At 69.4% G+C, this 23,976-nt stretch carries 25 protein-coding genes; 16 read left to right on the top strand and 9 right to left on the bottom strand.

Going from position 1 to position 23,976, the window contains the following annotated elements; genetic code table 11:
• The first annotated feature begins 394 nt into the window (after positions 1-394).
• Positions 395-979 (top strand): adenylate kinase, encoded by a 585-nt coding sequence (locus ABTW65_RS28020; RefSeq protein ID WP_350666307.1) that lies wholly within the window; start codon positions 395-397, stop codon positions 977-979.
• A 148-nt stretch (positions 980-1,127) separates the two neighbouring features.
• On the opposite strand, the gene ABTW65_RS28025 is transcribed toward ABTW65_RS28020, so the two are convergent.
• Positions 1,128-1,961 (bottom strand): helix-turn-helix transcriptional regulator, encoded by an 834-nt coding sequence (locus ABTW65_RS28025; RefSeq protein ID WP_350666309.1) that lies wholly within the window; start codon positions 1,959-1,961, stop codon positions 1,128-1,130.
• Positions 1,962-2,016: 55 nt separating this feature from the next.
• Here ABTW65_RS28025 and ABTW65_RS28030 point away from each other — a divergent pair, with 55 nt between their 5' ends.
• Positions 2,017-3,606, top strand: coding sequence for an AMP-binding protein (locus tag ABTW65_RS28030; protein ID WP_350666311.1), 1,590 nt, complete (start codon positions 2,017-2,019; stop codon positions 3,604-3,606).
• 51 nt (positions 3,607-3,657) lie between these two features.
• The gene (locus ABTW65_RS28035) at positions 3,658-5,403 is read left to right on the top strand and encodes a CocE/NonD family hydrolase (RefSeq protein ID WP_350666313.1); all 1,746 of its coding nucleotides are present in this window, start codon (positions 3,658-3,660) and stop codon (positions 5,401-5,403) included.
• A 113-nt stretch (positions 5,404-5,516) separates the two neighbouring features.
• On the opposite strand, the gene ABTW65_RS28040 is transcribed toward ABTW65_RS28035, so the two are convergent.
• Positions 5,517-6,329 (bottom strand): DUF3152 domain-containing protein, encoded by an 813-nt coding sequence (locus ABTW65_RS28040; RefSeq protein ID WP_350666315.1) that lies wholly within the window; start codon positions 6,327-6,329, stop codon positions 5,517-5,519.
• 162 nt (positions 6,330-6,491) lie between these two features.
• Between ABTW65_RS28040 and ABTW65_RS28045 the strand changes: the two genes are divergently transcribed.
• The 6 genes from ABTW65_RS28045 to ABTW65_RS28070 all read left to right on the top strand — a co-directional run bounded on the left by ABTW65_RS28045 (position 6,492) and on the right by ABTW65_RS28070 (position 10,446).
• A complete protein-coding gene (locus ABTW65_RS28045; RefSeq protein WP_350666317.1) occupies positions 6,492-6,791 on the top strand; it encodes a hypothetical protein in 300 nt (99 codons plus the stop codon).
• 142 nt (positions 6,792-6,933) lie between these two features.
• Entirely contained in the window at positions 6,934-8,190 is a 1,257-nt protein-coding gene (egtB, locus tag ABTW65_RS28050) for an ergothioneine biosynthesis protein EgtB (protein WP_350666319.1), read from the top strand.
• Positions 8,187-8,657: a hypothetical protein gene (locus ABTW65_RS28055; protein WP_350666320.1), complete on the top strand. Its 471-nt coding sequence runs from the start codon at positions 8,187-8,189 to the stop codon at positions 8,655-8,657. The genes egtB and ABTW65_RS28055 overlap by 4 nt, the downstream gene beginning before the upstream one ends.
• Complete coding sequence (gene egtD, locus ABTW65_RS28060) at positions 8,654-9,655, top strand: L-histidine N(alpha)-methyltransferase (protein WP_350666322.1); 1,002 nt, start codon at positions 8,654-8,656, stop codon at positions 9,653-9,655. Before ABTW65_RS28055 ends, egtD begins: the two co-directional genes overlap by 4 nt.
• Before the next feature lie 60 nt (positions 9,656-9,715).
• A complete protein-coding gene (locus ABTW65_RS28065; RefSeq protein ID WP_350666324.1) occupies positions 9,716-10,039 on the top strand; it encodes a hypothetical protein in 324 nt (107 codons plus the stop codon).
• Positions 10,036-10,446 carry a MerR family transcriptional regulator gene (locus ABTW65_RS28070; RefSeq protein ID WP_350666326.1) on the top strand — a complete coding sequence of 137 codons (411 nt, stop codon included), beginning with the start codon at positions 10,036-10,038 and terminating at the stop codon, positions 10,444-10,446. Before ABTW65_RS28065 ends, ABTW65_RS28070 begins: the two co-directional genes overlap by 4 nt.
• Before the next feature lie 18 nt (positions 10,447-10,464).
• On the opposite strand, the gene ABTW65_RS28075 is transcribed toward ABTW65_RS28070, so the two are convergent.
• Positions 10,465-11,142 (bottom strand): TetR family transcriptional regulator, encoded by a 678-nt coding sequence (locus ABTW65_RS28075; protein WP_350666328.1) that lies wholly within the window; start codon positions 11,140-11,142, stop codon positions 10,465-10,467.
• A gap of 68 nt (positions 11,143-11,210) precedes the next feature.
• Here ABTW65_RS28075 and ABTW65_RS28080 point away from each other — a divergent pair, with 68 nt between their 5' ends.
• Positions 11,211-12,062: a 3-hydroxybutyryl-CoA dehydrogenase gene (locus tag ABTW65_RS28080; protein ID WP_350666330.1), complete on the top strand. Its 852-nt coding sequence runs from the start codon at positions 11,211-11,213 to the stop codon at positions 12,060-12,062.
• A gap of 21 nt (positions 12,063-12,083) precedes the next feature.
• Positions 12,084-13,247 (top strand): acyl-CoA dehydrogenase family protein, encoded by a 1,164-nt coding sequence (locus ABTW65_RS28085; protein ID WP_350666332.1) that lies wholly within the window; start codon positions 12,084-12,086, stop codon positions 13,245-13,247.
• 21 nt (positions 13,248-13,268) lie between these two features.
• Here ABTW65_RS28085 and ABTW65_RS28090 read toward each other — a convergent pair whose 3' ends face one another.
• The 3 genes from ABTW65_RS28090 to ABTW65_RS28100 are packed head-to-tail and all read right to left on the bottom strand — an operon-like array spanning position 13,269 to position 15,495.
• On the bottom strand, positions 13,269-13,502 hold the full coding sequence (locus ABTW65_RS28090; protein ID WP_350666333.1) for a hypothetical protein: 234 nt from the start codon (positions 13,500-13,502) through the stop codon (positions 13,269-13,271).
• A gap of 2 nt (positions 13,503-13,504) precedes the next feature.
• The gene (locus tag ABTW65_RS28095) at positions 13,505-14,782 is read right to left on the bottom strand and encodes a sensor histidine kinase (protein WP_350666335.1); all 1,278 of its coding nucleotides are present in this window, start codon (positions 14,780-14,782) and stop codon (positions 13,505-13,507) included.
• Positions 14,779-15,495 carry a response regulator transcription factor gene (locus ABTW65_RS28100; RefSeq protein ID WP_350666337.1) on the bottom strand — a complete coding sequence of 239 codons (717 nt, stop codon included), beginning with the start codon at positions 15,493-15,495 and terminating at the stop codon, positions 14,779-14,781. Before ABTW65_RS28100 ends, ABTW65_RS28095 begins: the two co-directional genes overlap by 4 nt.
• A 181-nt stretch (positions 15,496-15,676) precedes the next feature.
• Here ABTW65_RS28100 and ABTW65_RS28105 point away from each other — a divergent pair, with 181 nt between their 5' ends.
• From ABTW65_RS28105 to ABTW65_RS28120, 4 genes are all read left to right on the top strand, one after another.
• The gene (locus ABTW65_RS28105; RefSeq protein ID WP_350666339.1) at positions 15,677-16,744 is read left to right on the top strand and encodes an AAA family ATPase; all 1,068 of its coding nucleotides are present in this window, start codon (positions 15,677-15,679) and stop codon (positions 16,742-16,744) included.
• Positions 16,741-17,694 carry a DUF58 domain-containing protein gene (locus ABTW65_RS28110; RefSeq protein ID WP_350666341.1) on the top strand — a complete coding sequence of 318 codons (954 nt, stop codon included), beginning with the start codon at positions 16,741-16,743 and terminating at the stop codon, positions 17,692-17,694. Before ABTW65_RS28105 ends, ABTW65_RS28110 begins: the two co-directional genes overlap by 4 nt.
• Before the next feature lie 16 nt (positions 17,695-17,710).
• Complete coding sequence (locus tag ABTW65_RS28115; RefSeq protein WP_350666343.1) at positions 17,711-18,712, top strand: VWA domain-containing protein; 1,002 nt, start codon at positions 17,711-17,713, stop codon at positions 18,710-18,712.
• 237 nt (positions 18,713-18,949) lie between these two features.
• Positions 18,950-19,801 (top strand): S1C family serine protease, encoded by an 852-nt coding sequence (locus ABTW65_RS28120; RefSeq protein WP_350666345.1) that lies wholly within the window; start codon positions 18,950-18,952, stop codon positions 19,799-19,801.
• 15 nt (positions 19,802-19,816) lie between these two features.
• On the opposite strand, the gene ABTW65_RS28125 is transcribed toward ABTW65_RS28120, so the two are convergent.
• Entirely contained in the window at positions 19,817-20,725 is a 909-nt protein-coding gene (locus ABTW65_RS28125; RefSeq protein ID WP_350666346.1) for an EamA family transporter, read from the bottom strand.
• A gap of 76 nt (positions 20,726-20,801) precedes the next feature.
• On the opposite strand from ABTW65_RS28125, the gene ABTW65_RS28130 reads away from it, so the two are divergent.
• Positions 20,802-21,674, top strand: a complete 873-nt coding sequence (locus ABTW65_RS28130) for a LysR family transcriptional regulator (RefSeq protein ID WP_350666348.1) — start codon at positions 20,802-20,804, stop codon at positions 21,672-21,674.
• A 25-nt stretch (positions 21,675-21,699) separates the two neighbouring features.
• Here the strand turns inward: ABTW65_RS28130 and ABTW65_RS28135 are convergent, their stop codons facing one another.
• A complete protein-coding gene (locus ABTW65_RS28135; RefSeq protein WP_350666350.1) occupies positions 21,700-23,385 on the bottom strand; it encodes an alpha/beta hydrolase in 1,686 nt (561 codons plus the stop codon).
• Positions 23,360-23,914 carry an LURP-one-related/scramblase family protein gene (locus tag ABTW65_RS28140; protein WP_350666352.1) on the bottom strand — a complete coding sequence of 185 codons (555 nt, stop codon included), beginning with the start codon at positions 23,912-23,914 and terminating at the stop codon, positions 23,360-23,362. Before ABTW65_RS28140 ends, ABTW65_RS28135 begins: the two co-directional genes overlap by 26 nt.
• Positions 23,915-23,976: the final 62 nt, after the last annotated feature.

Here is a 23,976-nt window from a genome sequence, read left to right on the forward strand (position 1 = left end):
CCCTCAAGGCCCACAAGACCGGCACCATCACCGGCCTCAACGCCACCGTCGGCGAGACCGTCGCCAACGGCGCGGTCATCGCCGAGATCAAGTAGCCAAAGGGATCCGTGATGACACCAGCGCCTGCAACTCTCCCAAGGCCTCGGTCACGTGGCAACGTGGGCATGCAGTGGCTCGCGACGGCGCCTCAGACACAGCCGCGGCACTCTCGCCTCCGACTGCCATGGGGCACCGTCCACATCCGAAGGAACGGCTCCCAGCGAACGGCCTGCGGAGAACCGACAGCGCTCTGGTACACCTTCTGGGAACTCCCCGTCGACATGACGTCTCCCGAGATGTGCCGGTCGTGCGCTCAAGGTGCCGCCGGCGATCACGCGACGATGGCGGGTCGCTGATGCGGATCATCATCATGGGCCCACCCGGAGCCGGTAAGGGCACCCAGGCCAAGCACCTCGCCCAGCACTTCGGCATCCCGGCCATCTCCACCGGCGACATCTTCCGCGCCAACGTATCGCTGGCCACTCCACTCGGTCTGGATGCCAAGCGCTACCTCGACGCCGGCGAGTACGTGCCGGACGAGATCACCAACGGCATGGTCCGCGACCGGATCGGCGAGCCCGATGCGGCCGGCGGCTTCCTTCTCGACGGCTATCCCCGCACGCTCGCACAGGTCGAGGAGCTCGACGGGATGATCGGACCCGGCGGCCACGAGCTCGACGCCGTGATCAGCCTCGTCGTCGACGAGCGCGAGGTCGTCGAGCGGCTGCTGCAGCGTGCCCGGATCGAGGGTCGCGCCGATGACACCGAGGACATCATCCGCCGCCGCCAGGAGATCTACCTCGAGCAGACCGCGCCGCTCATCGACGCCTATCGCAACCGCGGCCTCATCGTCGAGGTCGACGGTTTCGGCGAGGTCGATGAGGTCACCAAGCGGATCCTCAGCGCCTGCGAATTGTCCGGGGCCGAAATGATCCGCTGACACGGGAAGTGAGACGCCCGGCTGAATTCCGTCAGCGACCCGAACATGCGGAGGCACCAACGCGGGGTGGCACCCGACCACCTGATCGAGGTCGGTTGTGAGCAACCTCGGTGCCCTGCGCCTCCTCGGAGGGACGCCCCCCGTTTGGTCAGGGCAGGAGGCCATGTCTCCTGCCGATGACCACTGCCTCATGTCTGGTGCTAGCGCCGAGCTTGAACATGATCGACTTCATGTAGCTCTTGACCGTGTAGATGGTGAGTCCGAGTGTCGTGGCGATCCGCGCGTTGGCCATTCCGCCGGCCACCAAGGCCAGAACGTCGCCCTCCCGGACAGTCAGGGCAAACGGCAGCTCGGGGTCGCAATGTCCGCGGCCGCCCAGGAGTGCGGCTTCATGCAGGAGTTCATCGCGCACTCCTGGGTCGGTGGTACGCGCCGCCAGGAGCCGCAGGCGCGTGTAGGCGTCACGTGTCATCGCCTGCAGCCGCCGGTTCTCTTCGCGAATCTTGTCATCGGCGTTGGGGACTTCGGCCGTCTCGACGAGTTCGGCCGCCACGAGGGCATGCTCCAGTCTGCGTGCTTCACTGATGACGGCGTCGTAGATGCGATTGCCAACGACCTCGTGCCCACGAAAGGCGCCATATACGACGGCGATCGTCCGGTCGCGAACCACGACAGGGACCGCAATCATGGAGCGCAGCCCCTCGGCCTGGATGATTCGGTCGTATCTGTGGGTGATGCGAGATGCGGATACGTAGTCGTTGACCACCATGGGCGTGCGCATCGAGGCCACCTTGCCGCCCAGCCCGTGCCCCGCATCGAGCTGCACTCCTGACAACGGACCGACGAGCGGGCCGTCGAAGTTCTTGAGCAGGACACCTGCCTGGTCGACGACTCCGCCGAACGCCAACGACACGCCTGTGTTCGATCTGGTCTTGGCGACGGTCGCCTGAAGCCGATCGGACAGAGGCCTTCCGACTGTCATCACAACCCTCTTCGGAGGGTGTTCGTGTCGTGCATCACAGTCGACAGTGTGGCCCATGGGCACAACATCTAACAACGCACAGGCTGACGTGACGGACGGGATCGGGGACGTCTCGGCACAAGTCGCCGCGTGGCTGGCAAAGTTCGACTCACCGGAGGCGTGCGCGGCAGAACTGCTGTGCGACCGCCACGATCCATCGGCAGTGGCATTCACCTTCATCGCGCCCGATCTGAGCTCGCGCGACCTGACCTTCGGAGAGTTGGCGCGGACATCTGCGCGGATGGCCACGGCACTGGCCGGACGCGGAGTGAGTGCCGGGGACAACGTCGCGGTCCTGATGGGCAAGCGAGTCGAACTCGTCGTGACGCTGATGGCGCTCTGGCGGCTGGGCGCGGTGCACGTTCCCTTGTTCACTGCGTTCGCCACCCCCGCCGTCGAGATGCGTGTCAACGCCGCCGGGGTCCGGCTGATCGTCACTGAACCGTCCCAATACGGCAAGATCGAAGGTCTGCTCGGGGACGATGTGTCCGCGCTGGTGACCGGTCCAGAACTCGACGAGCTGGTGTCCACCAGCGAGCCGCTGGCCCGGGCGGAGCACGTGGGTGGCGACGGAACCCTCATCCGGTTGTTCACCAGCGGCACCACCGGCAAGCCCAAGGGAGTGCCTGTGCCATTGCGGGCGCTCGCCGCGTTCTCCAGCTACATGCGCTACGGACTCGACGTCACCCCTGAGGACGTGTTCTGGAACGCCGCCGACCCGGGATGGGCCTACGGCCTGTACTACGGGATCGTCGGCCCTCTGGCCGCGGGCCGCCGAAATCTGCTGCTCAACGCTGGTTTCACCGCCGAGAGCACCTACGAGGTACTCAGAAAGTTCCAGGTCACGAACTTCACGGCCGCACCGACGGTGTACCGAGCCCTGCGCCAGGGAGACTCTGGCGGCAGCATCCGCTTGCGCCATGCCTCCTCGGCTGGGGAACCACTGACACCCGAGATCTCGCAATGGGCCGCGCGCACGCTCGGCACCGAGGTCCGCGACCACTACGGGCAGACCGAACACGGCATGCTGATCGTCAACGCTTGGCACCCAGAGGTGGCCACACCCGTGAAGGCCGGCTCCATGGGCCGAGAACTGCCCGGCTTCACGGCCGGGATCGTCGACGGAGCGATCGCGGTCGACTGCACCGCCAGCCCCCTCATGTGGTTCCGAGGATATGACGACGCTCCCGAAAAGACCGCCGAGCGGTTCACGGCAGACTCCCGCTGGTACCTGACCGGCGACGTCGGTGCCGTTGATGAGGATGGGTACATCTTCTTCTCCTCCCGCGACGACGACCTGATCCTCATGGCCGGCTACCGGATCTCGCCCTTCGACGTCGAGAGTGCGCTGGCCTCACACCCGGCCGTCGCCGAAGTAGCCGCCGTGGGTCGCCCTGACGAGTTGCGCGGCGAAGTCCTGGAAGCGTTCGTCGTGCTAGCGGACGGGGCTCAGGGCACCGACGCGCTCGTCGAAGAGCTGCAACAGCAAGTCCGGACCGGCTACTCAGCGCACGCCTACCCCCGCCGCGTCCACTTCGTGCAGTCCCTGCCCAAGACGCCCAGCGGAAAGATCCAGCGGTTTCGGCTTCGGCAGTCGAATGCCTGAGTCCCACTCGCCCGGCATCTCTCACCTCACCCACCTCAAGGAGGAACACTCATGACTCACGTGTACGAAAGCGACGTCGTCATCCCGATGCGGGACGGCGTGAAACTGACCGCCATGGTCTTTCGGCCCGCGGATGGCCAGGCGCCGACCTTGCTGGTGCGCAGTCCCTACGGGATCAAGGAGCCCGAGATGGGTACGGCGGGGAACGGCAACACCTTTCCCAGCCTGCTCGCCTTCCTAGATGCCGGCTACGCCGTCGTCTGGGTGGAGTGTCGGGGGGCTTTCGCATCGGAGGGCACGTTCATGCCCAAGGTCAACGAGCCTCGCGACGGCTACGACACGGTGGAGTGGATCGTCTCCCAGCCGTGGTCCGACGGGGCGGTCGGGACCTATGGCGCGTCCTACCTGGGCATGACCCAGTGGGCCACCGCCACCCAGGCTCACCCTTCATTGCGGGCAATGGTCCCTCTGGTTTCGGCCATGGACTGGTACACGGGAATCTGGTATCACCCCGGGGGCGCGATGTCCTTGTCGGTCGCGTTGTTCTGGCACCTCGTCATGGACATCAACGATCGTCTTCGGGACCTCAAGGCGGGCAACGGCGACCCCGAGGCGATCCAGGCGTTGGGGGCCGGGCTCACGAGCGGGCCCGCACTGTACGACCACACGCCGGTCGCCAAGCACCCGCTCCTGCCGCCAGGCGGCGAGCTCCCCGAAATCATCGCCCACCCCGAGTACGACGACTTCTGGAAGGCCCAGGACTTCACCAAGGACATCTCGCAGATGTCCGCCCCGGTTCTCAGCATCGCCGGGTGGTACGACGTGTTCATCGTCCAGACACTTCGCGACTTCGAACGCTACCGCCATCACGCTGCCACGCCCGAAGCGCGTGACGGCTCCCGGCTCATCGTCGGGCCGTGGGAGCACGACCAGGTCTTCACAGCCAAGACTCCCGACCGCGACTTCGGCCCGACCGCCCCCGGCAACACCTGCAATCTGACCGGCGAGCACCTGCAGCACTTCGACCGCTGGATGCGGCCCGAGGCGCCGCGATCCGAGGCCCCGGCCCGAGTGCGCTTGTTCGTCATGGGCATCGATCAGTGGCGTGACGAGCAGGACTGGCCACTCCCCGACACGCGGTACCAGAGCTACTACCTCGCCGGCACCGCCGGCCAGGCCGCCACCGACTTCGACGGCCTGCTCAGCGAACAACCCCCGACCACTGCGTCCTCGATCTCCTACACCTACGACCCAGCCGACCCCGTACCCACCACGGGCGGCTCACACATGCCGGTCGGGTTCGGCTTCTCCGGACCTGTCGATCAGCGCACGGTAGAACAGCGCCCAGACGTGCTCTCCTTCACCACACCGCCCCTGGAGCACGACATCGAGGCCACCGGTTACATCACCGCTACCCTGTACGTCACCTCCAACGCCCTCGACACCGACTTCACCGCCAAGCTCATCGACGTCTTTCCCGACGGCAAGGCGATCAACCTCTGCGACGGGATCCTCCGCATGCGCTACCGCAACGGCCTCGAGAGCCCTGAACTGATGACGCCTGGCGAGGTTTACGAGGTAGAGGTCGACATGGCGGTGACCTCCAACGTCTTCCTGGCCGGACACCGCATCCGAGTCGATGTCTCCAGCAGCAACTTCCCCCGCTTCGACCGCAACACCAACACCGGCGGACGAATCAACTACGAAGGCCTTGACGAGGCGGTCACCGCCACCAACGCGATCCTCACCGGTCCCGACCACCCCAGCAGAGTCAATCTGCCGCTCATCGCACGCTGACGCTCCCGCCCTGACCGTTCCAGGTCCGGCTCCCGCAGTGGCCGGGCGAACGCCCCTCTGCGTTCGCCCGGCCACCGACGCCGACCGGATGCGCGCCGTGCTGACATGGATGATCAGTGCCCCGCGAGATCCGCGCGGGCCGGCCACGGATTGGCGGCGCAGCCGTCCAGCCCCTTGGTCTGTTGCAGCATCACCGGGGCGGGCTCGGCGTCGCCCGGGCACTCCACGTGCGGGTAGCCGAGGGCGTGGCCGGTCTCATGGTTGACCACGTATCGCCGATAGTCGGCCAGGTTGTCGGCGTAGCCGTCGGCGCCGAAGTGCCACCGCCAGGCATTGAGTACGACGTTGCTGCCGTTGCGGCAGGACAGCCGGCCATCGGTGTCGAGCGGCGCACACAGTGCGTCGGTGGTCTCGGGTGTGGCGAGAACGATCCGCAGGTCGGCGGGACCGTCGACGCGTACGAGCCGGTGCTTGGCCGCCCAGCCGCGCTTGTCGGCGAGTGTGGCCTGGATGAAGCGTGCGACCTCGTCGGTCGCGTAGGGCACTCCCTCTTCCACCTCGACCCGGTACGTCGTCGCGTTCTCGATCGGGCTGGATGGGGCGGCTGCGACGTCGAACCTGCCCGGCCCGCGCTCGGGTATCGACACCGGCGATGCTGGTGGTCCGCTCGGTCGGGGTACGCGACCCTCGACTGCGGCGACCTCGCCGTTGAGCTCCTTGGCCCTCGGCGTCGGAGACGCAGTGGGCGAGGTCGCATCCGATGCGACCGTGACGCGTTCGGTGCTCTCGCGGGGGTCGCCGTCCTGCGCCATCGAGACCAGCGGGACGGCCACGGCCGTTCCCGTGACGAAGACGGCGAGAACGGCGAAGCCGCCCGCCGTACGTCTTCGACCTCTCCGGCGAGGTGCAGCGCGGTGCTTACTCATCGGCTTGCCACGACAAGGCAAAGCGCGCGCCGCGTGTCCACGCCGCCGTCCGATGGTCCTGCACGACTCAGATCTTAGATGGCCCGCAAATCCATGAGCCACGGAGAATGCCCGGCTCGTGCCGTGGTTGCGCACGTCGGCGGCGCGGAGGATGGTGGATCCATGGCGACGCACGCACAGCCGGAGGCCGACGAACGGCGGCTCTGCTGGTGCTGTGACAACGACTTTCCTGACGAGGAGCTCGTCCACCTGGGCGCCCATCCCGAGGTCGCGCTCTGCTTCGACTGCGCCCGATGGGTACGCCGCCGGGCGATCCTGCGCGCCGACGCGGGTCGCCGCGGGATGCGGGTGGGGCTGCGTCGAGTCGTGGCTCAGATGCGTGCCGCCGTGATCGGCCATGGCTGGCACGACCGTCCGGTGATCGGCCCGATCCTGCGGTGGATCGACCGACGGATGCCGTGACACGAGGCTGCTGACTGCACACCGGGGCCGGTATCGACCCGGTCGCGGCAGCCACAAAAAGGGCGTGGCACGGGTTGGGCGACCAGGCAGAGTGGTTCGTAGCACTTGGCGTACTCGACCTTCCACCGTCAGGAGACGTGAGATGGACACGACCACCGCGATCGCCCGCTTCGACGAAGTCCGGGCCGACACCGAACGCCTCGCAGCACCGCTCTCCCCCGAGGATCAAACGGTCCAGTCGATGCCGGATGTCTCACCGACCAAATGGCATCGCGCGCACGTCACCTGGTTCTTCGAGACCTTCGTGCTGGCGGAGAACGAGCCCGACTTCACACCGTTCCAGGACAAGTACTGGTTCCTCTTCAACAGCTACTACGAGCAGGTCGGGCCGAGGTACTCGCGGCCGCTGCGTGGCGTGATCAGCCGCCCCGGGGCGTACGAGGTCGGCGACTACCGGCGCAACGTCGACGACCGGGTCAGGGACCTGCTCGACCGCGTGGACGAGGGCACCTTCGCCAAGCTCGCCCCGACCATCGAGCTCGGCTTCCACCACGAGCAGCAGCACCAGGAGCTGCTGCTGATGGACATCAAGCACGTGCTGTCGCTCAACCCGCTGCAGCCGACGTACGCCGGGCGTCCGGTCGCGGGCGCCGGGGTCGACCGGCTCGGATGGGTCGATCTCGACGGCGGCCTGGTCGAGATCGGGTCCGAAGGCGGTGGGTTCTGCTTCGACAACGAGCTGCCACGGCATCAGCAGTGGCTGGAGCCGTACCGGCTCGCCGATCGGTTGATCACCAATGGCGAGTGGCTGGAGTTCATGGCCGACGGCGGCTACCGGCGCCCTGAACTGTGGCTCTCGGACGGGTGGGCGCGGGTCAACGCCGAGGGCTGGGACGCGCCGTTCTACTGGCGCGAGCTCGACGGAGAGTGGTTCGAGCACACCCTGCACGGCACGTCGCCGCTCGACCCGGGCCTGCCGGTCTGCCACCTGAGCCACTACGAGGCAGACGCGTACGCCACCTGGGCCGGCAAGCGCCTGCCGACCGAGGCCGAGTGGGAGCACGCCGCCCGGACCTACGAGGTGTCCGGCAACCTCGCCGACCGGGACAGCTTCCACCCGCGCGCGGCCGGCCCCTCGACCGGAGGCCTGCGACAGCTCTTCGGTGACTGCTGGGAGTGGACCTCCTCGGCGTACCTGCCCTACCCGGGCTTCCACCCCGCCGCCGGCGCGATCGGCGAGTACAACGGGAAGTTCATGTCGAGCCAGATGGTCCTTCGCGGCGGCTGCGCGCTCACCCCGCCCGGACACACCCGCGCGTCGTACCGCAACTTCTTCCCGCCCGGCGCACGCTGGCCCGTCACGGGGCTCCGGCTCGCCGACGACGGGCGTCATGCGTGACCTGGTCGGCTGCCATCACGTGTGCCCATCGCGGCATCCTCGGACCGCCCAAGACGCATGTCGAGTGGGCCTGTGATCACGACTACTGCCCCGCTCCGGTGCGGCTCGGCTCCTGGACCGTCGCGATCGACGGCACCATCGACGCGTCATGGGAGCTCGTCCTCGACAAGGCGCACGAGGAGCGCCTGCCGGTCGGCTCTGCCGTGGTCCAGCTCGCCAACGAGCTGGAGGTCGGTGGCTTCTCGGTTCTCCTCAGCGACGGAGAGGACCTTGCCCTGCTGACCGGCGACGAGGGCAGCCACCTGGTCGAGCCCGCGTCCTGGGAGTACGTCGTCAGCAACCGTCCGCTCGCAGGCGCTCCATCCACCTCGATCCCGCCGCGCACCATCGGGGTCCTCAGCCCGTGCGGGCCCACCTGGTGGCGGCTCGACACACCTCAACACAACTCGAAGGAGAACCCCGCGTGACCCTCGACCCCAACGGCCAGACCAGCACACCAGCACGAGGCAGGCTCACCACCCTGTTGACCGCCGAGGACCTGCGTCAGAGCCTCGCGGAGGATGCGCGCACCGGCTTGAGCGCGGCACCGAAGTGGCTTCCACCGAAGTACTTCTATGACGAGCGTGGATCGGAGCTGTTCGAGGAGATCACCCGGCTGCCGGAGTACTACCCGACCCGCACCGAACGGGCCCTGCTGACCGAGCATGCCCGGGAGATCGCCGAGGCCTCCGACGCCGAGGTGCTTCTCGAGCTCGGATCCGGCTCCTCGGAGAAGACCCGGCTCCTGCTCGACGCGCTGACCCAGACCGGTCGGCTGACGACGTACGTCCCTGTCGATGTCAGCGCCAGCGCGCTCACCCAGGCGATGGACGCGCTCGCCGAGGAGCGGCCGGACCTCGCTCTGGAGGGCGTCGTCGCCGACTTCGACCAGCATCTCGGGCAGCTGCCGACGCCGGGACGTCGGCTGATCGCACTGCTCGGCAGCACGCTGGGCAACTACGACCGCCCCGGACGCGAACGGATCCTGGGTTCGGTCGCCGCCGCCATGAGCCCCGGGGAAGGTCTGCTGCTCGGGCTGGACCTGGTCAAGGACCCCAAGCAGCTGGTCGCCGCCTACGACGATTCCGCAGGTGTGACCGCCGAGTTCAACCTCAACGCGCTGCGCGTTCTCAACCAGAGTCTGGGCGCCGACTTCGACCTCGACGGGTTCCGGCACCTGGCGCTCTGGAACACCGAGGAGGAACGGATCGAGATGCGGCTCGTCGCGCAGGAGTCCTCCCGCGTGGAGCTGCGCGAGCTCGACCTCGACATCAAGTTCGACGAGGGTGAAGAGCTCCTCACCGAGCTGTCCTGCAAGTTCCGCCGAAGCACCGCCGCTCTCGAGCTCACCGCGGCGGGCTTCCGCGACCTTCGCTGGTGGGCCGATCCGGAGGAGGCGTACGCGCTCGTCCTGGCCAAGCGCTGACGACGACAACGGTGCCCGGACTTGCAACCTGTACCCAGGTCCGGGTTTACCGTTGCCGGTATGGAGCAGTTGCTGACCACCGACGCGTGCACGATGCCGACCGCCGAGCGCCCGCTACGGCTGGCGGAGTTCGATGCCCTGTTCGCCACGTCGGTCCGCAGCGTTCGACGCCACGGCAACGACGTACGCCTGCACCTCGCCGGCAGGGCAGGTCTCCTCGAGCGGGTCCGCGACCTCACCGCACGCGAAAGCGCGTGCTGCTCGTTCTTCACCTTCACCATCGAGGGCACCGACCAGGACCTCACCCTCGACATCTCGGTGCCGCCCGCGCGCCAAGAGATCCTGGACGCCCTGGCCGAACGAGCCGAGGAGCTGTCGGCATGAGCCTGCGGATCAACGACGTCGCCCAGGCAGCAGGCGTCAACAAGGAGACGCTGCGCTACTACGAACGTCGCGGGCTGATCGACCAGCCGGACCGAAGCCCAGGCGGGCATCGGCTCTATGACGAGCGGGCCGTACAGACTCTGCGGATCATCAAGGCTGCCCAACGGCTCGGATTCACCCTCGACGAGGTGGCCGACCTGATCGAGGTCGGCCGGCGTCGTGGGCGAGACTCCGGGCTGCAGGTGCGCGCTCGAGCCAAGCTGGCCGAGGTCGAGGCCCGGATGGCAGACCTCACGGCGATCCGGGACAACCTTCGCGCCGCCCTCGACGCCGGCTGCGACGACCTGCACGAGTGCGCGAGCAGCAACTGCTGCCCGCTGCCGTTCGCGGAGATCACGACCAGATAGACCGACGCCCCTCTCGGCTCAGGGCGTTTCGTTGTCGAGCAGGGGCTGCAGCTGCGCCTGGATGGCCGCGGAGGTGGCCGAGGTGCGCAGCACGACCACGGCGGAGGACGGCTCGAGCCCCGAGGGCTGATAGCGCTCGAGGGCGACCCGCATCGCCTGGTCGAGCTCGCTCTCGGGGTCGGAGGTCTGGTCCCGGAGCCAGCGCCGGAGCACGTAGTTGTGCGCGGCGACGAGGTCGGCTGCCAGGAGATGAGCTCGAAGCTGCCCGTCGGGCAGGTCGGACAGCCACTCGCGAAGCCAGCGCGCGAACAGCCGCTGGTACTGCTGGATCCCACCCGTCTCTCGGGCACGAAGGGCCGGCACCGACCCGACGAGGCGGTAGCGCGCTCGCGCCAGCTCCCCCTCGTCGAGGTAGTGACGCAGCACGACGCGAGTGGCCTCGCTCAGCGCGAGCGCACGCGTGGCTGGGGTCGCCGCGGCCAGACGCTCGTCGATGCGACCGAGCAGCAGGTCGTGCTCGGGGAAGATCACGTCGTCCTTGGACCCGAACGCGCGGAAGAAGGTCGTACGCCCAACGCCGGCTCGGCGCGCGATGTCCTCGGCGGTCGTCGCCTCGAACCCTCGTTCCTCGAACAGTTCGTACGCCGCAGCGACCAGGCGGTCCTTCGTCGTCGCTGATCGAGGCTTCTCGCTCATGACTTGAATCTACTTGTTGGTACGCCGTTCCGTCTATAAGGTACGGAGTACCAACCAGGAGGCTGCACATGAACGGGTTCAACCACATCGGCGTCGTCGGCGCGGGACTGATGGGCGCCGGCATCGCCGAAGTCGCCGCACGCGCCGGCAAGGACGTCGTCCTCATCGACGCCAACCCGGCTGCCGCCGAGGCCGGCCACGACCGCCTGAGGGCCTCCCTCGAACGGGCCGAGCAGCGCGGAAAGATCACCGACGCCGCCGAGGTGCTGAAGCGCATCACCGTCAGCAGCGACCTCGAAACACTCGCCGACCGCGACCTGGTCATCGAAGCGATCGTCGAGGACGAAGCCGCCAAGACGACGCTGTTCACGCAGCTCGACGCGATCGTCACCGACCCCGAGGCCGTGCTGGCCTCCAACACCTCCTCCATCCCGATCATGAAGCTCGCCGTCGCCACCGAGCGGCCCGCGCAGGTGATCGGGCTGCACTTCTTCAACCCGGTCCCCGTGCTCTCCCTCGTGGAGCTCGTGCCCAGCCTGCTCACCGCGCAAGACACCGCCGACCGCGTGCGTACGTTCGTCGAGCAGGACCTCGGCAAGCACCCCATCGACTCCCAGGACCGGGCGGGCTTCGTGGTCAACGCGCTGCTGATCCCGTTCGTGCTCTCCGCGATCCGGATGCTCGAGTCCGGGTTCGCCACCGCCGAGGACATCGACCAGGGCCTCGTACGCGGCGCCGCCCACCCCCAGGGACCGCTGGCGCTCGCGGACCTCATCGGTTTGGACACGACCAAGGCCGTGGCCGAGTCGCTCTACGAGGAGTTCAAGGAGCCGCTCTACGCCCCGCCGCCGCTCCTCGCGCGCATGGTCGATGCCGGTCTGCTGGGCCGCAAGACCGGCCGCGGCTTCTACCACTACTGACCGACCGATCAAGGAGGCACCATGTCCGACGACTTTCCCTACCTCGAGCTCGCCGACCACCACCTCGACCTGCGCGAGGCCGTGCGCGCGATCGCCGAGAACAAGATCGCTCCCCACGCCGCAGAGGTCGACGCCGCGGCCAGGTTCCCGACCGAGGCGTACGACGCGCTCGTCGCCTCCGGGTTCCACGCGGCGCACGTGCCCGAGGAGTACGGCGGCGAGGGCGCCGACGCCCTGGCGACCTGCATCATCATCGAGGAGATCGCGCGCGTGTGCGCCTCCTCCTCGCTGATCCCCGCGGTCAACAAGCTCGGCAGCCTCCCGCTCATCCTCGCCGGCTCGGAGAGCCTCAACCAGCGTTATCTCCCGCCGCTCGCCGCGGGCACCTCGGCGTTCTCCTACGCACTCTCCGAGCGCGAGGCCGGCTCCGACACCGCCTCCATGAAGACCCGTGCCGTCCTCGACGGCGACCACTGGGTGCTGAGCGGCCAGAAGTCGTGGATCAGCAACGCCGGGATCTCCGACTACTACACCGTCCTGGCCGTCACCGACCCCAACGGCCAGCGAGGCCGCAACGTCAGCGCCTTCGTCGTGGAGAAGAGCGACGAGGGGTTCACCATCGGTGCGCCCGAGAAGAAGCTGGGCATCAAGGGCTCCCCCACCTGCGAGCTGATCTTCGACGCCGTCTACCTGCCCGGCGACCGCATCATCGGCGAGCCCGGCACCGGTCTCCAGCTCGCCCTCCGCACCCTGGACCACACCCGCATCACCATCGCCGCCCAGGCCGTCGGCATCGCCCAGGGCGCCCTCGACCACGCCCTGGCGTACGTCCAGGAACGCAAGCAGTTCGGCAAGCACATCGCCGACTTCCAGGGGATCCAGTTCATGCTCGCCGACATGGCCATGAAGCTCGAGGCCGCCCGCCAGCTCGTCTACATCGCCGCCGCCAAGTCCGAACGAGACTCCAGCGACCTGTCCTTCTTCGGAGCGGCCGCCAAGTGCTTCGCCAGCGACACCGCCATGGAGATCACCGTCGACGCCGTCCAGCTCCTCGGCGGAGCCGGCTACACCCAGGACTTCCCCCTCGAGCGGATGATGCGCGACGCCAAGATCACCCAGATCTACGAAGGCACCAACCAGATCCAGCGCCTCGTGATGGCACGCCAGCTGCTGGGGACGCGTTAGCCGCGCACCGGCGGTGCCGACTCAGCTCTCCCAGCAGTCACCCCACGTCTCGTACGTCCGGTCGTCGGCGTACGTCGTGGACCAGCGGGCTTCCTCGACGGTCTCGACCGTGCCGTAGTAGGTCGTCGGCTTGGTGGGAGGCGTGGGCGCCGGGTCCACCTGGACGGTGACGTTCATGCAGGCGCTGGTGACGGCTCCGAGCAGAACCACGGGGGCGAGAGCTCGTACGCCGAGCCACGTCGATGCTGTTCTCATGCTCACTCCTCAAATGGTGGGTCCGTGCGCAGCCCAAGCAGCGGGTCACCTTCTGGTGGCGCGTCGGTGCGCCCGGCGGAACGGTTCATGGCGTGGTCAGGGAGCCAGAGCACGAAGGTGCTCCCGGCCGGGCCATGGCTGACCAGCACGAGCCGGCCCTCGTGGCTCTCGGCGATCTGGCGGGCGATGGAGAGGCCGAGGCCTGATCCGTCGGTGACCGCGTCATCCCCGGACGTACCGTTGCCTCGGTAGAACCGGTCGAAGACGCGGTCTTGGTTCGCCTCATCGATCCCCGGTCCCTCGTCTGCCACCGCGGCCCAGGCCCAGCCGTCGCGGCTGCCCATGCCGACGGTGAGCGTCGAGCCGGCCGGGGCGAGTCTGACCGCGTTGGACAGCAGGTTGGCCATGACGCGCTGCAGCGCGTCGGGGTCGCCGACGACGACCGGTCCACCATGGCTGCGCTCGGCCACGCTGAGTCCGCGCGCCTCTGCCGGCAGCCGATACTCCCGGACCGCCGCAGTGACAGCCGCAGCCAGGTCGACCTGACGATCGGTGAAGGCCTCCGAGCGGCTGCGGGCGATGGCCAGCAGGTCCTCGAGGAGGCGGCGCATCCGGCGGGTCGCCTGGAGCACGACCAGGCTGGCCTCGCGCCGTTCGGGGATGGTGGAACGGTCATTGGCGAGGACGGCCTCCACGTTGGTGTGGATGAGGGAGACCGGGTTGCGCAGCTCGTGGGAGACGTCCTCGACGAACCGGCGCTGGTCGGAGAACGCCCGGTCGAGGCGGGCGAGCATGGAGTCGATGGTGTCGGCGAGCGTACGCAGCTCGTCGTGCGGTCCGGTCGCGCCGATGCGCCGGGTGAGGTCGGAGGCGTTGATCTCCTGGGCGGTGCGGGTGATCGCGCCGACCGGCCGCAGCGCCCGCCCGGCCACCCACCAGCCGATCGCCAGGCTGAGGACGAACATCACGATCAGCGCGATGATCGAGTAGTTGCGCAGCGTCTGGAGCGAGGCGTAGTTGACCGCCTCCTGGACATCGGCGAAGTCCGCGGCCTGGAACTCCTGCCCGGGCTTGTAGACGATGTGGCCGTCCTCGGTCTCGAACTTCTTGACCGTCACCGGGTCCAGCGGCGCGGCGCTGATGCTGCTGGAGAGCGCGAGATACACCCCGGCGAGCAGCAGCGCGGTCACCCCGAACAGGAGCGAGGAGTACGTCAGGGCCAGCCGCACCCGCACCGTACGGAGCCAACGGGGCACCAACCGACCCCGACCCTCGCTCATGCGGTCGCGCCCTGGTCGAGCTCGGGCAGATCACGGAGCCGGTAGCCGCGGCCGACGACGGTCTCCAGGGCCGGAGGCTCCTCGCCGACCGTGAGCTTGCGTCGCAGGGTCCCGACGGTGACCCGCACGGTCTGGGTGAACGGGTCGGCGTTCTCGTCCCACACGTGCTCCAGAAGCTCCTCGGCCGAGACGATATAGGCCGGCCGGGTCATCAGATAGCGCAGGACGGAGAACTCCTTGAGCGTCAGCCCGAGCTCCCGGTCGCCCCGCCGGGCCAGCTGGCGGGCGGTGTCGAGCCGGATCGGTCCGTGCGTCAGCACGGCGGTGCCATCGCTGCTCGGCCGGCGCAGCAGCGCACGAAGCCGAGCGGTCAGTTCGGCCAGCTCGAACGGCTTGGTCAGGTAGTCGTCAGCGCCGACGTCGAGACCGCGGACCCGGTCGTCGAGTCGGTTGCGGGCGGTGAGCATCAGGATCCGCGGGGCCTCGTCGCCGGGGATCTCCACATCACCCGTACGCAGCGCCGCGGCGACCTCGAAGCCGCTGCCGTCGGGCAGGTTGATGTCCAGGACGACGAGGTCGTAGGCGTTCACGCCGAGCTTCTCCAGGGCGTCTGCGACGGATCCGGCCCCGTCGACGGCGTACCCCTCCCGCTGCAGCGCGACCCGCAGGGCGCTGACCAGGCCCGCCTGGTCCTCGACGATCAAGACCCTCACGCTCAAGAACGGTAGCGCGTGGCCCGGCTGGCGCCCATGCGTAGGACGTAATCGCTCTGTATCGGTTCCGCCCAGCTCTTTCGGATCGCTTTCGGTGCCGTTTCCGCTGGTTTTCGCCCTTCTTCGATGTGATCGGTGCTCAGCAGACCCATCCAGGACACAGCCAGCCAGGGAGGTCCCCATGTGGGAGACAGAGCACGAGCAGCCGATCACGCACCCGATCCATTCCGACATCGGAACCACGGCCGTCCTCGAGCGAGTGCTGTTCGAGGTCAAGAGGGTCGTGGTGGGCCAGGACCTGATGATCGAGCGGATGCTGGTCGGGCTGCTCGCCCGTGGCCATGTGCTGCTCGAGGGTGTGCCGGGAGTCGCCAAGACCTTGGCCGTACGCACCCTCGCCGGCGTCGTCGGCGGCTCGTTCGCCCGGCTCCAGTTCACCCCGGACCTGATGCCCTCCGACATCGTCGGCACCCGGGTGTGGCGCCCGTCGGCGGAGCAGTTCGACACCGAGCTGGGACCGGTCTTCGCCAACCTCGTCCTCGCCGACGAGATCAACCGGGCTCCGGCCAAGGTGCAGTCGGCGCTGCTGGAGGCGATGGCGGAGCGCCAGGTCAGCATCGGTGGCACCAGCCATCGTCTGCCCGACCCGTTCCTCGTCCTCGCCACCCAGAACCCGATCGAGAACGACGGCGTCTACCGGCTGCCCGAGGCCCAGCGCGACCGGTTCCTGCTGAAGGTCGACGTCGGCCACGTCGACGAGCTCGAGGAGATGACCATCATCCAGCGGATGGGCACCCAGCCGCCGCACGCCGAGCAGATCCTCGACGCCACCGCGCTGCGGCACCTCCAGGCACGAGCTGACCAGGTCTTCGTCCATCACACCGTCGCGCAGTACGCCGTCAAGCTCGTCATGGCGACGCGTACGCCGCACGCCTACGGGCTCCGCCACCTCGACGGCCTGCTCGCCTACGGCGTCAGCGCCCGAGGCAGCCTCGGCCTCATCACCGCAGGTCGTGCCCTGGCACTGCTGCGCGGACGCGACTACGTGCTGCCCGCCGATGTCGCCGACCTGGCCGGCGACATCCTCGCCCACCGGCTGGTGCTCACCTTCGACGCGGAGGCCGACGGGGTCGACCCCCGTGCCGTCGTGGACGCCGTCCTCGCGGTGGTCCCGCAACCGCGGGCGACGCCGAGCGACGACGACTCCGAGGCCGCCGAGCCGGCGCCCGACGCGGAGCTGGCCTCGTGAAACCGGCACGGCGCTCGCCCGACGGCGCGTTCCGGAGGCTGGACCTGACCGTCCAACGCCGGGTGAGCGGGCTGCTCAACGGCGAGACCGCCGGGCTCCGGCTCGGTCCGGGCAGCGACGCCGAGGAGCTGGTGCCCTACTCCCCCGGCCACGACGTACGCCGCATCGACTGGAACGCCACCGCTCGCCTGGGCGACCCGCACGTCTGGCTCACCCAGGCCGAGCACGAGCTCGAGACCTGGGTCCTGGTCGACCGCACGCCCAGCATGGCCTTCGGGACCGCCCTCGCTGAGAAGGTGGAGGTCGCCGAGGCGACCGTCTCCGCGATCGGCATCGTGGCCGACGGGCCCGGCAACCGGGTCGGACTCGGGATCCTCGATGCCGGCGGCGTACGTTGGCGCCCGCCGACCACGGGTCGCCGGGTCGCTCGCCGGCTGCTGACCTCGGAGCCGCCCTCGCCGCGTACCGGCGACGTAGCGACGAGCGGTGCCACGTTCGCCGCAGCACTGGTCGAGCTCGGCCGGCGCGCCCGGATCCCGGGGCTGCGGGTGATCGTCTCCGACCTGCTGCCCACGGACGGGACCTGGGACCGCCCCTTCGACTGGGAGCCGGCGCTGCGGCGGCTCACCGCGCGCCACGACGTGATCGTCGTCGAGATCGTGGACCCTCGCGAGCTCGATCTGCCCGCCGTCGGCCACGTCACGATCCTCGACCCGGAGACCGGCCGTCAGCACGAGGCCGACACCTCCGACCCGCGGCTGCGGGCGGCGTACGCCGAAGCGATGAGGTCGCTGCGCGATCACAACGCGGAGGCCGTCCGGACCGCTGGCGCCGACCACCTCCGGGTCTCCACCGACGACGACTGGGCACGCCTGCTCATCCGCCTGCTGCGCCGCCGGGCGCGGCATCCCCGGCCGGCCCGCTCGCGCTCGGCCACGGCCACCCACTGATCGGAAGGAGCCCTCGATGAGACTCACGCAGCCCCTGTTCCTGCTCGCGCTGGTCCCGGTCGCCCTGCTCGCCATCGGCTACCTGGTGATGCAGCGCCGCCGGATCAAGTACGCCCTCCGGTTTGCCACCGCGCCCATGCTCGAGCGCCTCGTCCCCCACCGTCCGCGCTGGCGCCGCCACCTGGCCGCCGGGCTGGTCGTCGGCGCCCTCGCACTGCTCGCCGTCGCCACCACCCAGCCCCAGGTCCGAGCGCAGGTGCCGTACGAGCGCGCCACGATCCTGGTCGCCATCGACACCTCCGCCTCGATGTCGGCCGAGGACATGCCACCCAACCGCCTCGAGGCCGCCAAGGCCGCCGCCGTCGACTTCATCGACCAGCTGCCACCGCGCTACAACGTCGGGCTCGTCAGCTTCTCCAGCAACGCCCGCGTGGTCACCAGCCCGACCACCGACCACGCCCTGGTCGCCCGCAGCATCGAGGGTCTCGGCCCGCCCGACAGCGGCACCGCCATCGGTGAGGCCGTCTACTCCTCGATCAACGACCTGCGGCAGATCCTGGACGAAGCCGCCGCAGACGGTCCATCCGCCTCACCCTCGCCCAACGGCGCGGACGACTCCGAGGAATCCGACGGGTCGCCGGCCCACCTCGTACTCCTCTCCGACGGCGGCAACTCCGCAGGTCGCAACCCGGTGGCCGCGGCCGAGGCCGCCAGTGAGGCGGGACTGCCGGTCTCGACGATCGCCTACGGCACCGAGGGCTCCAGCGCCGCCCTACCCGGCGGGCAGTCGGTCGAGGTCCGCGAAGACACGCTGCGGGAGCTCGCCGACACCACCGGCGGCCAGTTCTACCGCGCCTCCAGCGCCGACGAGCTGCGCGAGGTCTACGACGACATCGGCACCCTCGTCGGCTACCACGTCGAGTACCGCGAGATCACCGTCTGGGTCGTCGTCGGCGCCATGGTCCTCGCCTTCGTCGCCGCCGCGCTCTCCCTGCGCTGGTTCGCCCGGCTCATCTAGCCACCCCGAGATCCAGGACAGGAAGGCACTCTAGTGAACGACACCGCATCGCCCGGGCCCGGCCTCGGCCGGCCCACCGGCCCCCAGCAGTGGACCATCTCGGCGCCGCCCGCCCGCGCCCTCCGCCCGCTCCAGCCCGCACCACCACCCCCGATCCGACCAGTCGCACCCCCGCCGACGCCACCGTCCGTGCCGAGCCCGACCCCCCTGTCGGCACCCCCTCCGGCACGACGTGTGGTGCGTGACCGCTACGGCAGGGTGCGGCTGGTCGCCCAACCTGAATCCCCCAATACGGCCTCTCCGCAGACCCGCCCGACCGGCACTCCCCCGGAGCCGCCCGCCGCGCTGGCCAGGCGACCACGACGTACGCGCACCCTCACCCTCACCCTCGCCGCGGCCGTCGTCGCGGGCGCAGCGACCAGCGGCGCGATCACGCTCATCGCCCCCGACAGTGAGCCCACCGCAGGCACCATCGCCGCCCCGGCCCCCGGACCCCAGGGAAGCGCGCCGACCAACGCCACCGAGGCCGCCGCCCAGCGCATCCTGCCCAGCGTGGTGCAGGTCCGCGCCGGCCGCGGCACCGGCTCCGGCGTCGCCATCGATGGCGTCGGCCACGTGGTCACCAACGCCCACGTCGTCCAGGGCTCCGACTCGGTGAGCCTGGTGCTGGCCGACGGCAGCACCACCTCGGGCCGCGTCATCGGCAGCGACGAGCGCAACGACATCGCGGTGATCGCCACGAACCCCAATGCCGTACGCGCCGCCACCATCGGTCAGAGCGGCAACCTCCGGATCGGACAGCCCGTGATCGCCGTCGGCTCGCCCCTCGGCCTCAACGGCACCGTCACCTCCGGCATCGTCAGCTCACCCGACCGCTCCTCCGGATCGAGGCCCGAGATGATCCAGACGGACGCCGCCATCAACCCCGGCAACTCGGGCGGTCCCCTGGTCGACCTCGAGGGCCGGGTCGTCGGGATCAACACCTCCATCGCAACCCTCGGCGGACCCAGCGGCAACATCGGCATCGGCTTCGCGGTCCCCATCGACCGCGTACGCACCGTCGCCCAGAGCCTGATCAGCCAGGGCTGAACGCGAAGGCGGGGACTAGCCGCACAGGAGTGTCGTCTCCGCGGCGCTGTGTGGAGTCTCGTCAGCCGGGCCAGACGAACTGCGGCCTCCGGCACGCTCTGCTCCGACGCCGGCCGCGACCACGAGCCCGATCCCGAGCACAGCGATGAGGTTGGGCACCTGATGGAGGGCGACGAACCCGATCACCAGCGCGAGCGCCGGCTCGAGCGCCATGAGCGTCCCGAAGGCACCGGCGGTGAGGCGACGTAGCGCCAGCATCTCCAGGGCGAAGGGCACCACCGGCACCAGAAGCGCCAACCCCAGGCCGGCGAGCACCAGGTCCGGGGTGAGTCGTCCCACGATGCCGGGGCCGACGACGACGGTGGCGACCACCGCCGCGACCGGCATGGAGATCGCGAGTCCACCGATGCCGCTGACCGCGTCGCCGACCCGCTGGGTCAGCAAGATGTAGGACGCCCAGCACGCGGCCGCGCCCAGGGCGAAGCCCACCCCCACAACGTCGACGGTGCCATCCCACGGTTGGGTCAGGCACAGCACGCCACCGGCCGCCACGAGCGCCCACGCCCGGGCGATGCCGCGACTGCGAACGACGGCCACCCCGAGTGGCCCGAGGAACTCCAGCGCGGCGGCCGTGCCGAGCGGAAGCCGGGTCAGGGCCGCCATGAACAGCAGGGTCAGGCCGGAGGTGACCACGCCGAGAGCGACACCGGCCAGCAGCGTCTCGCGCCCGAAAGCCGAGGGACGCGGCCGGACGAGGACGAGAAGCAGCAGAGCCGCCCAGAACAGGCGCAGCCAGGCGACGCCCGCCGCGCCGAGCTGGTCGATCAGACCCACCGATGCCGCGAGACCCAGTTGGACACAGAGCATGGCCGCCATTGCCATGGAGGCGCCGGTACGGGCGGAGTGGGGAGCTGCGGTGGTCATGCCATCCAGTCGACCCGATGAGATCCATTCGTGTCCACGTGACATTGCTGGACAATATGTTCATGAATCCGAAACGATGGGTCCTGTGGACGTACGTCGGCTCCGGATGTTGCTCGAACTCTCTCGCCTCGGCTCGATGCACGAGGTCGCGGCCGAGGTCGGGACCAGCACATCGAGCGTGTCCCAGGCCATCGCGGCGCTGGCACGGGACGTCGGCACAGACCTCATCGAGCCGGATGGCCGGCGCGTACGCCTCACTCCGGCGGGCCACCGTCTTGCCGAGCACGCCGTCACCATCCTGGCGGCGGTCGATGCCGCGCGTCTCGACCTCGACCCGGATGCGGAGCCGGTCGGCGTGCTCAGGGTGGCCGGCTTCGCGACCGCGATCCGGCGCTCCCTCATGCCCGCGATCGACGGTCTCCGGCAGGCTCACCCCGGCCTCGAGGTGCGGGTGCACGAGCACGAGCCGCCCGAGGCACTGGCCCTGCTCGCGCGCGACGACATAGATCTCGCTCTTGTCTACGACTACAACGTCGCCCCCGCCTCCTGGCGCAGCGACCACCACACCGTGGCGCTGTGGGAGGTCGAATGGGGCCTCGGCGTGCCGACGCACGAGCCGCGTGCTCCGCTCGCGACCTACGCCGACCGTGACTGGATCGTGAACTCGCGCCACACCGCCGACGAGGACGTACTGCGCACACTGGCGTCGATGGCGGGATTCACGCCCCGAGTCGTCCACCGCGTCGACGCCCTCGAGCTCGTGGACGACCTCATCCTCGCCGGTCACGGACTCGCGTTGCTGCCGCGAGGACGCACCTCCCGGCGCGGCGTCACCGTGCGGCCCCTGACCGACCCCAGAGTGCGCCTGCGCGCTTATGCCGTGACTCGCCGAGGCCGCGACCGATGGCCACCTCTACGTGCAGTCCTGAACCGGCTGCCCCAGGTCTGACCAGGAGACCCGGCAACGTCACACCTCACCTCAGCCACACCCGGTCGCCGATCACCACGGCGAGTTCGTCGGTGCGCTCATCGGTCCATCCCGGAGGCGGCAGGATCGCCGCCCAGGCGTACACCGGTGCGGTGCCGAACTCGTGGCCCTGCCCGCGCGGCACCGAGTTGGCGGAGAGCTGGTCGACTCCCAGCTGCAGCATCGTCACCCCCGGGATCCAGCGTACGTTCGGGGAGACGCCGCGGCCGCGCTCCTCCTCCAGCCAGTCCGGGCGCTCCAGGGCCAGCGACGGCGACCACCAGGTGATGGGGTCGTTCGCGTGCTGGAGATACCCGATCCGGGTGCCGTCCCAGGCCCCAGGCAGCGCCCACTCCTCGGGCCGGTCGGCGAAGCGTACGATCTCGCCGTCGTCCAGGATCGGCAGCACCTGCGGGGTGCCCGGCTCGCGTTCCTCGGTGAACCGATTCCAGAGCCGGTTGTCGGCGGTCGGGCCGACGAACAGGGCGCCATCGGTGCGGGTCGCGAGGTCCTGGGCTCCGCTGAAGGCTGCCTCGCCACCGAAGCTCCCCAGGCTCTCCCCGCTCACGACCAGCAGCGGACGATCGGCCTCGGGGATCTCCAGCCAGCGTCCGTAGACGGCGTCGAAGAGCGCCAGGCCCGCGTCCTGCGCACGCTGCCGGTCCAGGACAAAGGACATCCAGCTGGGGAGGTAGGAGTACTGCAGGCTGACCGTCGCCGTGTCGCCGCCCCACATGAACTCCAGCGCCTGGGCCTGGTTCTCGTTGATCCAGCCCCGGCCCGTGCCGGTCACCACGTTGATCACCGCGCGGTCGAAGCCGCCGAGCGCATCGAGCTCGGCCACCGCGGCCTGCGCCTCGTCGCGGATGTGGACGCCTTCGTCTCCGGCCCCGATGTAGGCACGCACCGGCTGCTCGGCAGGCTCCTGGGTGAACTCGCCGATGTCCGCCGCGGTCGGCGCGCTCGCGATGAAGACGCGCCCCTGGCGGCCCAAGTCCACCCACTTCTGGGACGAGGCGGGGCCGGCCGTGAGTTCGGGCGCCGTGGGCGGAGGTACGCCGGTGGTGAACTCCTCGTTGATCGCGGCGAAGCTCGAGTCGAGCGCTCCCAGCAGCCGGTTGCCACCCACCCCGATCGCCAGCTCGTAGATCAGGACGGCAGCGATCAGGCCGCCGATCACGGTCGATGCGGCAGCAGGAAGGAAGCGGCCGAGGAACCGGCCGATCGAGCCGCCCAGCGCCCTGATCCCCCGCGACAGTCCCAGCAGCAGCGCGAACAGGGCCGCGGTGATCAGCACGGTGAGCACGAGGTGCCAGAAGCCCACCCGTTCGACCCCGACCAGGTCGCGTACCTCGTTCTCCCACCGCAACGACAGCCCCAGCGCGATCAGGGTGCCGACGCCGGCGATGCCGGCGAGAATCCGCCAGGCGATCACCCGAGCCCGGCCCGCCAACCGCCCACCACAGCTGCGGACCAGCCACCCGGCCAGCGCGCCAGCGCCGTACCCGGCCAGCATGCACAGCGCGGTGAGCAGCGCCTGGAAGAGCGCCGTCCGCGGCATCAGCGACGGGGTCAGGGACGCCCAGAGAAGCACCACCGTGCCGGCCGTCGCCGCGAACGGCGCTCGCAGCTGCCTTCGCAACCGCTTCCGCAGCACGTCGACCGAGTCACTTCTCGGGATGAACCATCGCATCGACCGCGACGGTCACGGCGAGGATGAGGGCTGGGTCCTCGCCGGGCGCGACCTCGACACCGTAGGTGTCCCGGACGCGGAACCACTTCTTGGACACCTCGGCGATCTTGCGGCCGTCGGCCTCGACGTCGTACTCGTGGTCGACGATGTTGCCCTGGACCGTCCAGTCCTCACCCTGCTCGCGGTCGACCTTCCAGCGTTCACGCAGCGGCGAGATGAGGGCCTTGTGCACGAGGGCGAGCTTCTCGCCGTCGGCGTCCTCGATCGCCATCGAGTCCCGGATGTGCAGGACCCTGGTCTGGATGCGGCAGATCTTGTTGCCGTGGGCGTCCTCGAGATCGAACGTGTCCCGCAGCCGCAACGCCTTGCCGTCGACGCGGAAGACGCGGTCGCCGTCCTCGTTCTCGATCCAGTAGTCGTCACCGATGGAGATCATCTTCTGGCGCATCTGGAAGCGGCTGGCGCTCCCGCCGCGCCCGAACGCCTCACGTTTCTCTTGGCGCTTCTCGCGTCGGTCTCGAAAACCCATCGTTGTCTCCCTTCACAGGACCGTCCCAGGGTTGCCCCAGACGAGGCGGGGCGGATCACACG

It is taken from the genome of Nocardioides sp. NPDC127503 (genome assembly GCF_040302165.1).
In the GTDB taxonomy this organism is placed as follows: Bacteria; Actinomycetota; Actinomycetes; order Propionibacteriales; family Nocardioidaceae; genus Nocardioides.